Origin of the sequence: Chryseolinea lacunae (assembly GCF_016735595.1) — a bacterium.
In the GTDB taxonomy this organism is placed as follows: Bacteria; Bacteroidota; Bacteroidia; order Cytophagales; family Cyclobacteriaceae; genus Chryseolinea; species Chryseolinea lacunae.
Window position 1 is genome coordinate 114,029 of the sequence record NZ_JAERRB010000004.1, and the last position, 13,927, is coordinate 127,955.

The window sequence follows — 13,927 nt, forward strand, 5'->3', positions numbered from 1 at the left end:
TTTTTATAAACCGAAATTTATAGTCGCGCCGTGGAACAGATAAAAATGGTTGACCTTCAAACGCAATACCTGCGCATCAAGCCAGAGATTGATGAAGCGATACAACACGTGCTGAACACGACGGCCTTCATTCAGGGCAAAGATGTTTCGGTATTTGCCGACGCGCTGTCAACATTCCTGGGAGGTACTCCGGTGGTGCCCTGTGCCAACGGAACCGACGCGTTGCAGATCGCACTGATGGCGCTGAATGCAAAGCCCGGCGACGAAGTGATCTTGCCCGTGCACACCTATGTGGCCACCGCCGAAGTGCTGGCGTTGCTGGGCCTGAAGCCGGTGTTTGTGGAAGTGGACGACAACACGTTTAACGTGGATGTGAAAGCGCTGGAAGCAAAGGTCACCGCGAAAACATTTGCCATCGTGCCCGTGCATTTGTATGGACAATGTGCCGACATGGAGCCCATTCTCGCACTGGCCGCCAAACACAAGCTGCATGTTATTGAAGATGCCGCACAAGCCCTGGGCGCTGTCTACACTTTTGCCGACGGCACAAAACGCAAAGCCGGCACCATGGGCACGATCGGAACCACATCGTTTTTCCCAACAAAAAACCTGGGATGCTTTGGCGACGGCGGTGCCATCTTCACAAACGACAAAGCTCTCGCCGAAAAAATAAAGATGATTGCCAGCCACGGGCAGAAAGTGAAATACCATCACGAGATCGTGGGCGTGAACAGCCGACTCGACACGCTGCAGGCCGCCATTCTCAATGTGAAACTGAAGTACCTGCCCGAATACGAGGCCAGTCGGAAAGATGTGGCGAAGTATTACGACGAACACCTGGCGGGCATTTCGCAGCTGAAGCTTCCAGCCCGCACACAAAACTCAACCCATGTCTTCCATCAATACACCGTGCAGGTGGTGAAGGGCGACCGCGATCATTTCAAGCATTATCTCGAAGAGAAAGGCATTCCCACCATGATCTATTATCCGGTGCCGCTGCATTTGCAAAACGCCTACCGGCAACCGGGCATTGGCGAAGGAGCGTTTCCGATAACCGAGCGACTGTCCAGAACCGTAATATCACTGCCCATTCACACAGAACTGCCAACGGAACAGCTAGCGTACATCACGTCCACCATCAAAGCCTACTTCGCCGCATGACAACCGAAAAAGATTTTTATGTTCACCCCACCGCGGTGGTCGACGAAGGATGCGTGATCGGCAAGGGCACTAAGGTGTGGCACTTCTCGCACATCATGCCCAATTCAAAAATCGGAGAGAATTGCAACATCGGTCAGAATGTGGTGATCTCGCCTGAAGTGGTGTTGGGCAAAAACGTGAAAGTACAGAACAACGTGTCGATCTACACCGGCGTGACATGCGAAGACGATGTGTTTCTCGGTCCGTCTATGGTGTTCACCAACGTGACCAATCCACGCAGCGCGGTGAATCGCAAAAATCAATATGCCAAAACTATTGTGAAGCGTGGTGCCACGATTGGTGCCAACGCCACGGTGGTTTGCGGTCACGACATTGGCGAGTTTGCTTTTATCGGCGCCGGCGCTGTGGTCACAAAAAACATTCCGGCCTATGCGCTGGTGATGGGCAACCCCGCGCGGCAAAACGGATGGATGAGTGAGTTTGGTCACAAACTGAATTTTAAAGAAGGTGTAGCCATCTGTCCCGAGAGCAAAGAACGCTACCGGCTTCAGGATGGCGTAGTTTATAAAATACAACCATGAAGAATTTTGCATTGATCGGGGCGGCAGGTTTCATTGCACCTCGTCACCTCAAGGCATTGAAAGAAACGGGCAGCAACCTGGTGGCCGCCCTCGACAAACACGACAACGTGGGCGTGCTGGATTCTTATTTTCCCAACGCCGATTTTTTCACCGAGTTCGAACGCTTCGATCGCCACCTCGACAAGCTGAAGCGCAAGGGCGAAAAGGTTGACTACATCTCCATTTGCTCGCCCAACTACCTGCACGATTCGCACATTCGCTTTGCACTGCGTTATGGGGCAAACGCCATTTGTGAAAAGCCATTGGTGTTGAACCCGTGGAACCTCGAAGCCCTGGCGGAAATTGAAAAAGAAACCGGCAAGCGTGTCAACACAATATTGCAACTGCGCCTGCACCCCAGCATCATCGCCCTGCGCGAGCGCGTGCAGAAAAGCCCGAAAGACAAAGTATTTGATGTGGATTTGAAATACATGACTTCGCGCGGCAACTGGTATCAGAGCAGCTGGAAAGGCGACACGTCGAAGTCGGGAGGGATCGCCACCAACATAGGCATCCACTTTTTTGATATGCTGATGTGGATCTTTGGCGAAGTGAAACACAACGCGGTCTATAGCCTCACCCCAACCCAGGGCTCCGGCTACATCGAACTCGAGAAGGCACGCGTAAACTGGTTTCTCAGCATCGACTACGACGACATTCCGGCTGATGTGAAAGCGCAAGGCAAACGAACCTTCCGCACCCTGAGCATGGAAGGCGAAGAAATTGAATTCAGCGACGGCTTCACCGACTTGCACACAAAGAGCTATGCCGAAATTCTGAACGGCAATGCTTTCGGACTGCAGGATGCCAGGCCCTCCATCGAACTGGCATACGACATTCGAAACAAGGAGCTGACCAAGAAACCCTGATCATTTTTAACGTTACTCAACACATCACCATAAGAAATTAAACCCTCCCCCTCAAACGTGAAAATATTAGTAACCGGCGGCAACGGACAACTGGGCAGCGAACTGAAAGTTCTTTCGGCCCTCTATAAAAACTACGACTTCACCTTCATCGATGTGGAGGAAGTAGACCTTACCAAAGAGGATTCCATACGAGCCTACTTTGCCGACAAGCAATTCAACTTTCTGATCCACTGCGCCGCCTACACCGCGGTAGACAAAGCCGAAGAAGACACAGCGTTGGCCTATGCCATAAACGCCGGGGCGGTGAAGACGCTGGCGGAAATTTGTGTGGAGAAAAAAATCAGGATGATCCACATCTCCACTGACTATGTTTTTGACGGCGAGGCAAACCAACCCATCAACGAGTTGGCTAAGCCCAACCCAGTGTCGGTCTATGGCAAGTCGAAGCTGGATGGCGAGAACCATGTGTTGTCGTTATTGAGCAACGCCTACATCATCCGCACGGCATGGGTATATTCAACCTTTGGCAAAAATTTCGTGAAAAGCATCCGGAACCTGGCCAGCCAGCGTGAAACGTTGGGCGTGGTGAGCGACCAGATTGGCACGCCAACCTATGCCTACGACCTGGCTTCGGCCATTTTGCAGATTGTGGCGGCCGTTCACGAGGGCAGGGCCGACGAGCCCGGCATCTATCATTTCACCAACGAAGGAGTGACCTCGTGGTATGATTTTGCCTATTTCCTGGTGCAGGAAAGTAAACTAAACTGCAAGGTTCAACCGATTTCGACGGCACAATACAAGACGGCGGCTGTTCGGCCCAAGTTCAGTCTGCTGGATAAATCTAAAATTAAGGCTACTTTTGCGGTTCAGATTCCGCATTGGTCGGAGAGTTTGAGGATTTGTATCGAAAAATTAACAAACTAAGAACATGAGCCGGTCCTGGACGCGGGCGGCTCAGCAAGAAAATTAAGGATGGTTAAAAAATTGTTTCAAGGCAGTTTCGTCAGATACCTTATCGTTGGGATTACTTCCGCTGCCCTCGAAATGTTTTTGCTCATCATGTTCGTGGAGCGGTTTGCCTTGTCCTATCTGGTGGCCAATGTGTTTGCGTTCCTCATCACCTGCATCATCAACTATTACCTCAGTCGCAAATGGGTTTTCGAGCGCACCGGCGAACGCAAGCGGGTGGAGTTTATGCTCTTCATGTTTTTTGTGACCTGTGGTTTGCTGATCAGCCAGTTTGTGATGTGGGTGTGCGTGGGCCAATGGCACATCGACTATAGAATTTCGAAAGTGATTGCTACCGGCTTTGTTGTGATCTGGAATTTCTTTACCCGGAAACATGTTGTCTTCAATCGCCTGGACACCCTGAAGAGCCGGTTCTCAAGACGATAACCATTTAAGTTTTTAATACTGAATGAAAACAATCCTCATCACCGGGGGCGCAGGCTTCGCAGGATCTTCCATTGCCCTGAACCTGAAACGCAAGTACCCCGCCTACACCATCCTGGCGTTCGACAACCTGAAACGCCGTGGTTCGGAACTCAACATTGCACGCCTCACCGCCGAAGGCATCAAGTTCATACACGGCGACATCCGCAGCAAAGAAGACTTTGAGAGTATCTCCGAAAAAATCGACCTCATCGTAGAAGCCTCGGCCGAACCTTCTGTGCTGGCCGGCATCAACGGAACACCCGACTATTTGCTGAACACCAACCTGGTCGGCACCATCAATTGTTTAAATTTTGCAACAAAACATAAATCTGATTTTATCTTTTTGTCCACAAGCCGTGTCTATCCCATTGAAAAAATAGACGCGATTGCTTTTGAGGAACGCGAAACCCGCTTTGGCATCGCGGCGCAGCAAAAATTGCCGGGCATCGGTCCCAAGGGGCTGTCGGAAGATTTTTCGCTGGAGGGCTATCGCTCGCTCTATGGCGCGTCGAAGCTGGCGTCCGAATTATTGATTGCCGAGTACAATCAATTTTATGGACTGAAGACCGTTATTAACCGCTGCGGCGTGCTCACCGGCCCATGGCAGATGGGCAAAGTAGATCAAGGCGTGATCGTGCTTTGGGTGGCCCGCCACTTTTGGAAAAAAGGCCTGACCTACAACGGCTACGGCGGCGAAGGCAAACAAGTGCGCGACATCCTTCACATCGACGACCTGTTCCGCCTGCTCGACATCCAGATGCACGCCATGGACACCTACAGCAACAAGGTGTTCAACGTGGGTGGAGGAAACGAAGTGAGCTTCTCGCTGAAGGAACTGACGGCCGTCTGCGAAGAAGTGACCGGCAACAAAATTGAGATCGGACAAATAAAAGAAAACCGCCAGGCAGACATTCGCATCTATGTGACCGACAACTCCCGCATCACCGCCGCTTCGGGGTGGAAGCCGGAGATCAGCCGGGAGAAGATAGTGTCGGATGTGTTTGAATGGTTGAAGGCGAATGAGGGGAGTTTGAAGAGTATTTTGGCTTAGAGTAATAAAGAAATCCATAATATAGCGTACCTATGAATATTTCGTTAATCACAGGTTCTTCGGGACTTATTGGGAGTGAGGCCGTGGCTTTTTTTGCAGAGAAATTTGATAAAGTTATCGGGATTGATAATAACCTCCGTGAGTATTTTTTTGGAAAGGATGGTTCTGTGGAATGGAATAAGAAACGCTTGGAGGAACGGATCAGTAATTTTAAGAACTACGCGGTCGATATTCGAAATGTGCCCGATCTGGAAAAAGTGTTTCAGGAATATGGAAAGGATATCAAGCTGGTGCTGCACACAGCGGCACAACCCAGTCATGACTGGGCAGCAAAAGAGCCATTCACTGATTTTTCAGTGAATGCTAACGGTACATTGAACTTGTTAGAGATGACCCGTGCGCATTGCCCGGAAGCAGTGTTTATTTTCACGAGCACGAATAAGGTATATGGAGATACACCAAATCGTTTGCCATTGGTAGAGTTGGAACAACGGTGGGAAATAGACACTGCCCATCCGTACTTTGCGCGAGGCATAGACGAGCAAATGAGTATCGATCACACCAAGCACTCGTTGTTTGGGGCGTCTAAAGTGGCGGCCGATATTTTAGTGCAAGAGTATGGTCGTTATTTTGGAATGAAGACGGGTGTGTTTCGCGGGGGCTGCCTCACAGGTCCTAATCATTCAGGCGCACAACTTCACGGATTCTTGTCGTATTTGATGAAGTGTGTGATCACCGGAAATCATTACACCGTGTTTGGTTACAAAGGCAAGCAAGTGCGTGATAATATTCATAGCTGGGATTTGGTGAACATGTTCTGGCACTTCTATCAAAACCCGACGGCTGGGGAAGTATACAACGCCGGCGGCGGTCGTCACTCCAATTGTTCTATGATGGAGGCCATAACACTCTGCGAACAGATTGGAGGCAAGAAATTAAGTCATAGCTATTCGGAGACAAATCGAGTAGGTGATCACATTTGGTGGATAAGTGACCTCTCGAAATTTAAAAATCACTATCCGGATTGGAAATGGAAATACAATCTCACGGATCTTCTCACGGAGATGCATGAAAGTATGTTGCGGCAACACTAGCGAAAAGCCATGACAAAAAAGTTCTCCCAAGTTTTTATTCTCCTGCTGTCTGTTTTTGTTGTTGCGCTGCATCTTTTTCTTGTTATCAAATACAGTGTCAACGCGCCTGACCTGGATGACTATGACGCTGTTCTGAAATTTGCGAACGGGTTTGTTCAAGAAAAATCGATCGTTGCAAAGACGCAAAGCATGTTTGCTCAACATAACGAACATCGCATTTTTCTCGATCGTTTTTTTATCGTGGTGAATCTAGTCACGATAGGGACGATCAATTTCACAGGGTTGGCGCTGATTGGAAATTTATTCATGATCTTGATGTTCCTGCTGTTTGCGCGGATCTTTAAGGAGTTTGTGTCGACGAATTGGTGGCTTTTTTTTCCGGTTCCGTTGCTGACTTTTAGCCTCGAATCGTTTGAGAATTTTGTGTGGGCCATGGCGTCGATGCAAAACGTGGGTGTTGTTCTTTTTGCCGTGGCTTCTCTCTACTTTTTGCTACGGACACGCGAGATTGTTGTTGGTGATTTCGTAATTGCAGCTATACTGGCATTGCTGGCAACCTATACCAGTGGCAATGGAATGCTGACTTTTATTGTTGCGGCCATAGGCATGGTATCCATGAAGAAACCTTTGAAGTGGATCCTGTTGTGGGGCGCCATTTCAGTTGTTGGAGTTGTGTCTTATTTCTATGGCTATCACAGTGTTGGTGGTCATCCTGATCCGATTGCCACGATTACGGAGAGACCGGATCAGTTGATTTCACATTTCTTTGTTTTGCTGGGATGCATTGCCGATGATCTGGCTATTTCAGTTTTTCTTGGTTTTGTTTTTTCAGTGCTTTTCATTTTTCTTATTTTAAACGGAGTACATCAACGTCGTGCCGTTCTCTTTTTCATCTTGTGTTTCTTCATTCTAAGCTCATGCCTGGTGTCGCTCACCCGTGGAGGGTTTGGCGTCGGTCAGGCCATGTCCATGCGCTATCGTCTCTATTCTGAGCTGATTGTGTTGTTCTTCTATTTTCTTGTGATCGTGGAAGCAAGACTGGATGGGTATCGCAGAATAGTTGTGGGGTTGTTTTTTGCAACAGTGGCGTTTCTCTACATTAGGTCATTTTCTCAGAACATTCCGGAAATGAGAGCGCGTCATGATAATTTAGCGCAAGGAGTGGCGCATTTCAATGCGGGAAATCAAATATTCCACCTGTCTTATCCTGATCAGATCCATGCTCATTATGTGCTGACGAAGAGCCTTGCTCTGGGTATTTACAAATTGCCTTCTATCAATTTATCTGATTTGGAAAGAACTACGGTTGAAGAAACATTGCCGGAGGAGGAGGGACTTGTGCAGAGCGCATTTGAAATTGACAGCACAAACGGTCAGCTATTTGTCGATAGTGCAAGCACATTCATTGAGGGCCAGAAGGCCTCCGATATTTCGGTCTATGTGGTTATAAAGAACGAACAGGAGACGCTTATTTTCAGAACGGTAAGATATCTTAAGCAGCGTGAAACATCTGATCGCAGGGATGTTAGTTGGTTTACTCAACTCAAAGGTTTGAGTGATGGAAAATATGCGTTGGGTTTTTATGTTAAAACACCGCAGAAAAATGCGTTCGATTTCACAGGCGCAGTATTGACCGTGGCCTCGGGAAAATTAACTGTTCAACAGGATCCACATCTAAAGTGTAAATTTTCCGTCGACGCTTTTGAAAATGCAAGCGACTCAATTCACGTTAAGGGTTGGGTTTTTGTTGTGAATGCCGATGCGGCAAAGATTGGAAGGAAAATAATCTTGCGGTCAGGGTCCATTGAAAAAGCGTTTGAGCCAGAAATCTTGGTACGCCCTGATGTATCGGCTGCCTACAATGGCAACTATGATTTAAGTGGTTTTGATTTGAGAACCCCAAGAGACAACTTCTCGCCCGGACGGTATGCGCTGTGGTTGGAGATTTCATATGAGGGGGTGATCAAATTGATAGACACAAAATCTAATTTGGAGATAAAGAAATAGACTATTCGATGCTCTTGGTCGTCAGCTTTTGTGCCTGTTTGAGTTGTGTGTCTTTATGAAAATCTTTTCGTGAGAAGAATTTCTCGATCAAACAGTATAGAAGGATGAAGAAATAGCGACTGCCCATTTCCTTTATTTTGAGTTTTGACTCACCTGCCTTTCGATTTGTCCACCGGTTGGGGACCACCGCAAAGGTGTATCCACGCACAATGGCTTTTAGTGGGAGCTCGATGGTAAGGTTAAAATGCGGGGCAAGTAGTGGCTGAATTCCTTGTATCGTTTCTTTTTTGTAAAGCTTAAACGCGTTTGTGGTATCGTTGTAGCTCATCCCCATGGTTACGCTGATGACCAAGTTTGCCAGGCGGTTGATGGTTCGTTTTAGTAGCGGATATCCGTGTGTGGATCCACCTTTTACAAAACGGCTTCCGAAAACGCAATCATAGTTACCTTCTTGCATCTTGTCGTAAAACCGGACCAAATCATGTGGGTCGTCCGAAAGGTCGGCCATCATCACGGCCACGCAGTCGCCAGTGAAGCGTTCCAGTCCGTAGCGAACCGCGTGACCAAAACCATTAGGCCCAGGGTTAGTATAGATAGTGAGTGTGGAGATGGAGTTTTTCAGGTTTTCCAGAATGACCAATGTGTTGTCTTTCGAGTTGTCGTTGGTCACCAAAATCTCGTGATCAATTTGCCTGGCGCGAAGACAATCGTGAAGACTGACGAGCGTTTCGGTGATGGAACCCTCCTCGTTATAGGCTGGAATAACAACGCTTAATTTCATTCTTGAGATGTGGAAGTTTAGGGCTGGGTCAGAGCAATCATTCGGTGTAAAAATAAAGGTAAATATTTGTCGAAATTCAAATTGCATCGAAAATTGAGGTCAAATTTTAAAAAGACATTGCCAGAACACGAACGTCGGCCACCTTCACCGTTCGCTGGATAATTCGAAATATGCACTATTTTTGAAGACTAAATTTGAACTAGTTCTGGTTTGTGAGAAGACTGAAGCGTCAAAAGGAGGATGAACGATTCGTAGTGCACCTTCGATAAAATTTCGACCACGAATGCTGACTTGACAACCAACCAAATCTCACGAAGTTGTGTCTATTTGGAGAAATCGAACCTTGTGACTACTAAATACAATTGAAATGATTGCCCGATGAAGAAGATTACCGCTGCTAAAATTGTGTTCCTTGTGTCGATTGCCGTTGTGGCGATACATTTTGTTGTGATCTACAAATATGGGCTCAACATACCCGACTGGGACGACTATGGAAGCGTTTTAAGATTTGCCAATAATTTTAGGACCGATCAGAATTTTGCAACGAAATGGATGAGCTTGTTTTCGCAGCACAATGAACATCGGATCTTTTTTAATCGGATTGTCACATTGTTGAACTTGGCGGTTTGGGGAAAAATCGATTTTAGGTTTTTCATTGTCGCAGGAAACTTGTCGCTGTTGGTGGTGTTCTTGCTGTTTGTGAAATGCTTCAAGGAAATCGTGGCTGGGGAATGGTGGTTTTTTTTGCCGGTCCCCTTCCTTTTGTTTAGCGTTGGGTCCCATGAAAATTTTCTTTGGGCAATGGCTTCGGTTCAGAACATTAGTGTGGTCTTATTTAGCCTGGCAGCTCTGTACTTTCTGTTTCGCTCAGAAAAAATGACCGCACGCGATTTTGCTTTTGCCTGTGCGCTGGCACTGCTGGCAACCTTCACGAGCGGAAATGGCATGATAACATTCGCAACAGGACTTCTAGGGTTGATCATTAGAAGATACCCCGTCAAGTTTTTATTAATGTGGGGCGTACTGGCAGGTATTGCTATTCTTTTGTACAGCAAAGGATATGTTGCTGTTGATGGTCATCCTGATCCAATGCAAACAGTTGTCCGTCAACCGGATCAATTGATTTCTCATTTCTTTGTGTTGCTTGGATGCATCACGGGCAATCTTTCGCTCTCTGTGTTCCTTGGGTTTCTTCTGACAGTTGTCTTTGTCTATCTGACTGCCGAGAGATATTTCGACAAACAGCCGCTATTGTTTTTTATGTTAACATTTCTCGTTCTGAGTTCTTGTGTTGTTTCGTTGTCGCGTGCTGGCTTTGGTGTGGAGCAGGCCATGGCCGTGCGTTATCGACTGTATTCCGAACTGATAGTGCTGGTCTTATACCTGATGTTGATTCCTGATATTCTACAAAATGCAAAAAAGTACGTTATCGTTGTTGCTGTGATATTGACGTCGATAGTGCTTTATGTTGTTGCCTTCAGGAAAAGCATGCCCGACATTCAAACTCGTTTTGACAAGTTAAAGCATGGCGCGGTATACTATAACGAAGAACACTCTTTAAGCTATTTGTCGCTGCTTAGCCATGCCGATGCCGGCGATATTCTGGCGACAAGCAAGACACTGGGCGTATTTGCAATGCCGTCATTTTTCTATAGCGATATGCAGTCTGAGCAAATTGATCGTGTGGTGCCTATGCCGACAGATAATATTAAATATAATTTTACATTCAAACCCCGAAAAGACATGTTATTCATCGACAACGGATGGGCGTTTGTAGAGGGTCGGAACACCGCTTCGATGAAAACATTAGTTGTCTTTAAAAGCGAGACGAAGACCTATGTTTTCAAAACGGTAGCACATCTCCGAAACGATGTAGCCATTGCGTTCGATCAGGATGTTGCCGATTCGGGCTTTAGTTTGATAAAAGATTGTGGCGGCCTGGATGAAGGAGAATATCGGGTGGGCTTCCTGATCGAACACCCGGGTTCCACGGCGTTTGAAAATACTGATATCGTCGCTGTCGTAACGGAGCAAGGTTGTGCGTTCAAAGCTATTCCCACAGATCAAAGCTTCTATCTCGATGTCGCTGAGGTTAGCCCAGACGGTGTATACATTCGGGGTTGGGTTTTTGTGCCCAACGCCGCGTCGACACTTGTGACCAAGGATATTATTCTCAAGGGGGCGGCCGGAAATCGATCATTTGTTCCGAGGAATGAATTCAGACGTGATGTCTCAAATTCATATGGCGGAGCATATGATTCCAGTGGATTTGTGTTGCATTTACCAAAAGGTGTATTGGCAAGTGGCGACTATACTATAGTGTTGCGTGTTTCTTATGACGGAATCAACACCATCATTGATACGGGTAGAAAGATTAGGTCGGAATAACCTTGATGTCTGGGATGATGCCGGTCAGCAAGCTAAAAACGAAGGCGATTTGGATCGCAGGACGGCGGCGGGCAATTCAAAGCATCTACTGGATAAATGCCGAAATAAGCGCTACTTTTGCAAGCTAAAATCTTGAATATTGATGCATGGAATTTGTCCAAAAATAACGCGGTCAAAAGGCCAGGCGTTTCCATAAACTAACTTTTCGATGACGTCATTCACCACGCCTATATTATTGGTACTGTTTAACCGCCCCGGTCAGACCCGTTTGGTGTTCAACGAGATCAGGAAGTTGAAACCCGCGCGCTTGTTCGTTACCGGCGATGGCCCCCGCGCCCATGTGCCCACCGATGCAGAGCGGTGTGAATTGACACGGGCTATCATAAAGGATATTGATTGGGATTGCACCGTGCAGACATTGTTCAGAGAAAAGAACCTTGGCTGTCGAAAAGCAGTGAGCAGCGCCATCGATTGGTTTTTCGAGCAGGTAGATGAAGGAATTATCCTCGAAGATGATTGTCTTCCGTCGGCGAGCTTTTTCACTTTTTGCGCTGACATGTTGTCGCGCTATCGCGACGATGAAAGAATTATGCAGGTTAGTGGCACGAATCTTTTGGAGAAATGGAATGAAGGCGCGAGCGATTATTTCTTTTCCTACTACGGCGCCATCTGGGGTTGGGCAACCTGGAAGCGGGCCTGGAAACGGTATGATGTTGAGATGAAATTGTGGAACCATCCAGATACAAAACAAAGAATAGCAGACATTCTTGTTGACAAAAGGCAGGTTAACACGCGATTGCAAATTTGCGACCTTGTCTATGACAACAAGATCGACACGTGGGATTATCAATGGACGTTTTGCAAGCTGGTGAATTCCGGCCTTTCTCTAAATCCAGCCGTCAACCTGGTGTCGAATATTGGTTTCACACAGGATGCCACCCACACAAAAAAAGAGTCTACACTGGGAACCATCGCGCGTTATGAGTTGAAAACACCCGCAAAGGAAAATCCGATCGTAGTTGTCGACAGAGAATTTGATGCACTGTTTTACAAACGCTCACAGGATTCGCGTTGGCGAAAATTAATTTCCCGCGTTCGGGCATACCTGCCGCAATAAAGTCCCGCCTCTTGAAAGCAAACCATCGGCAACTCCTAGAAAAACTTAAAGTCGTTTCGGCACATCCCGGCGTGCGAAAATATTTTTTCAATACGGGGTGGATGTTTGCTGAAAAAATGCTGCGGTTGGTAGCCGGTCTTTTCATTGGCGGTTATGTGGCCCGTTATCTGGGACCTTCACAATATGGACTGCTAAACTACGTTATCAGCCTCGTCACACTTTTTTCGGTTATTGGCGACTTGGGAATGGAATCGATTTTGGTTAGGGAACTGATTCGCCATGAGGAAAAGCGTGACCGGATTCTGGGCACAGCCTTCACGCTGAAGATCGTTGCCGCCCTGCTGATCTTTGTGCTGCTCATCGTTCTGGCGCAAGTAACCACGGCCGACGCGAAGACACGAACATTAATCTATATTGTGGCAGGAGGAACCCTGTTTGAATCCTTCCGGATCATTGAGTATTTCTTTCAATCAAAGGTGTGGTCAAAATATCTGGTCTGGAGCCAGATCTCGGCGCTGGCCATCATCTCCATATACCGCATCACGTTGGTGCTAACCGAAGCCTCGCTCGAATGGTTTGCCTGGACCTACACCCTCGACTTTTTTATCGTGGCCGTGGGCGCGATCTTTTTTTACTTTCGCAACGGGTTTAGTCCACTGGCATGGAAGTTCGATTTCACGCTGGCAAAAGACCTGCTGAAAAATGTATGGCCACTCATCTTTGCATCCATGGCTGTGTCGGTCTACATGAAGATCGATCAGGTGATGATCAAATGGATACTGAACGATGAAGCGAACGGATATTATGGCGTGGCTGTTCGACTAAGCGAAATGTGGAATTTTATTCCGGTGGCCATTTGTGCTTCGTTGTTTCCTGCCATTGTGAGCGCGAAGCAAACAAGTGAGTATTTGTACCTCAACCGGCTCCAATGGTTGTATGATCTCATGATTGTTATTTCTGTTTGCATCGCTGTGCCGATGACTTTTCTGTCGGGTATTTTTGTGAGAATAATTTTCGGTGAATCGTTTGCTGCGGCAGGCGACCTTACGTCGATATACATCTGGTCGGGTGTATTTGTATTTTTGGGAGTGGCCAGCAGCAAGTGGATTGTAACCGAAAACCTTCAAACCTTCCGGATGTACAGCTACATCGTTGCGGCAATCATCAACGTGCTGTTGAACTTTGTGTTGATTGACTATCTGGGATTGAATGGTGCCGCCATTGCTACACTGATCGCCTACGCCTATGCTTCGTATTTCAGTCTGCTGCTCAAGCGAAAGACCCGCCCCGTCTTTGTGCAGCTCACAAACTCGCTTAACCTGTGGAAAACTCCCCGGCGATTAATCCGCGGATTCAGCAACCTGGATAAGGTGAATTGATGGTTTTAATATTAAATTTCTAAAGG

General features: G+C 47.3%; 12 protein-coding genes. 11 read left to right on the forward strand and 1 reads right to left on the reverse strand.

Annotation, left to right across the window (positions count from 1 at the left end; genetic code table 11):
• The first annotated feature begins 30 nt into the window (after nt 1-30).
• The 8 genes from JI741_RS13310 to JI741_RS13345 are packed head-to-tail and all read left to right on the forward strand — an operon-like array spanning nt 31 to nt 8,236.
• Nucleotides 31-1,161, forward strand: a complete 1,131-nt coding sequence (locus tag JI741_RS13310) for a DegT/DnrJ/EryC1/StrS family aminotransferase (protein ID WP_369411778.1) — start codon at nt 31-33, stop codon at nt 1,159-1,161.
• Nucleotides 1,158-1,742, forward strand: a complete 585-nt coding sequence (locus tag JI741_RS13315) for an acyltransferase (protein WP_202010203.1) — start codon at nt 1,158-1,160, stop codon at nt 1,740-1,742. The genes JI741_RS13310 and JI741_RS13315 overlap by 4 nt, the downstream gene beginning before the upstream one ends.
• Entirely contained in the window at nt 1,739-2,650 is a 912-nt protein-coding gene (locus JI741_RS13320; protein ID WP_202010205.1) for a Gfo/Idh/MocA family protein, read from the forward strand. Before JI741_RS13315 ends, JI741_RS13320 begins: the two co-directional genes overlap by 4 nt.
• A 57-nt stretch (nt 2,651-2,707) precedes the next feature.
• A complete protein-coding gene (gene rfbD, locus JI741_RS13325; protein WP_202010207.1) occupies nt 2,708-3,574 on the forward strand; it encodes a dTDP-4-dehydrorhamnose reductase in 867 nt (288 codons plus the stop codon).
• Nucleotides 3,575-3,622: 48 nt separating this feature from the next.
• On the forward strand, nt 3,623-4,045 hold the full coding sequence (locus tag JI741_RS13330) for a GtrA family protein (protein WP_255534552.1): 423 nt from the start codon (nt 3,623-3,625) through the stop codon (nt 4,043-4,045).
• Between the two features lie 22 nt (nt 4,046-4,067).
• Nucleotides 4,068-5,135, forward strand: a complete 1,068-nt coding sequence (locus JI741_RS13335; protein WP_202010211.1) for an NAD-dependent epimerase/dehydratase family protein — start codon at nt 4,068-4,070, stop codon at nt 5,133-5,135.
• 32 nt (nt 5,136-5,167) lie between these two features.
• On the forward strand, nt 5,168-6,229 hold the full coding sequence (locus JI741_RS13340) for an NAD-dependent epimerase/dehydratase family protein (protein WP_202010213.1): 1,062 nt from the start codon (nt 5,168-5,170) through the stop codon (nt 6,227-6,229).
• 9 nt (nt 6,230-6,238) lie between these two features.
• Complete coding sequence (locus JI741_RS13345; protein WP_202010215.1) at nt 6,239-8,236, forward strand: hypothetical protein; 1,998 nt, start codon at nt 6,239-6,241, stop codon at nt 8,234-8,236.
• Between the two features lies 1 nt (nt 8,237).
• Here JI741_RS13345 and JI741_RS13350 read toward each other — a convergent pair whose 3' ends face one another.
• Nucleotides 8,238-9,017, reverse strand: coding sequence for a glycosyltransferase family 2 protein (locus JI741_RS13350; RefSeq protein ID WP_202010217.1), 780 nt, complete (start codon nt 9,015-9,017; stop codon nt 8,238-8,240).
• Nucleotides 9,018-9,395: 378 nt separating this feature from the next.
• Between JI741_RS13350 and JI741_RS13355 the strand changes: the two genes are divergently transcribed.
• The 3 genes from JI741_RS13355 (at nt 9,396) to JI741_RS13365 (ending at nt 13,901) form a co-directional block, all read left to right on the forward strand.
• The gene (locus tag JI741_RS13355) at nt 9,396-11,405 is read left to right on the forward strand and encodes a hypothetical protein (RefSeq protein WP_202010219.1); all 2,010 of its coding nucleotides are present in this window, start codon (nt 9,396-9,398) and stop codon (nt 11,403-11,405) included.
• 340 nt (nt 11,406-11,745) lie between these two features.
• Nucleotides 11,746-12,522: a nucleotide-diphospho-sugar transferase gene (locus JI741_RS13360; RefSeq protein WP_202010221.1), complete on the forward strand. Its 777-nt coding sequence runs from the start codon at nt 11,746-11,748 to the stop codon at nt 12,520-12,522.
• A gap of 101 nt (nt 12,523-12,623) precedes the next feature.
• Complete coding sequence (locus tag JI741_RS13365; RefSeq protein WP_202010223.1) at nt 12,624-13,901, forward strand: flippase; 1,278 nt, start codon at nt 12,624-12,626, stop codon at nt 13,899-13,901.
• The last annotated feature ends 26 nt before the right edge of the window (nt 13,902-13,927 follow it).

Bases quoted from the DNA above. Each gene is read 5' to 3' on its own strand.
- JI741_RS13350 (WP_202010217.1), bottom strand. From the start codon at position 9,017: ATGAAATTAAGCGTTGTTATTCCAGCCTATAACGAGGAGGGTTCCATC.
- JI741_RS13330 (WP_255534552.1), top strand. From the start codon at position 3,623: ATGGTTAAAAAATTGTTTCAAGGCAGTTTCGTCAGATACCTTATCGTT.
- JI741_RS13320 (WP_202010205.1), top strand. From the start codon at position 1,739: ATGAAGAATTTTGCATTGATCGGGGCGGCAGGTTTCATTGCACCTCGT.
- JI741_RS13315 (WP_202010203.1), top strand. From the start codon at position 1,158: ATGACAACCGAAAAAGATTTTTATGTTCACCCCACCGCGGTGGTCGAC.
- JI741_RS13365 (WP_202010223.1), top strand. From the start codon at position 12,624: ATGTTTGCTGAAAAAATGCTGCGGTTGGTAGCCGGTCTTTTCATTGGC.
- JI741_RS13355 (WP_202010219.1), top strand. From the start codon at position 9,396: ATGAAGAAGATTACCGCTGCTAAAATTGTGTTCCTTGTGTCGATTGCC.
- JI741_RS13345 (WP_202010215.1), top strand. From the start codon at position 6,239: ATGACAAAAAAGTTCTCCCAAGTTTTTATTCTCCTGCTGTCTGTTTTT.
- JI741_RS13340 (WP_202010213.1), top strand. From the start codon at position 5,168: ATGAATATTTCGTTAATCACAGGTTCTTCGGGACTTATTGGGAGTGAG.
- JI741_RS13335 (WP_202010211.1), top strand. From the start codon at position 4,068: ATGAAAACAATCCTCATCACCGGGGGCGCAGGCTTCGCAGGATCTTCC.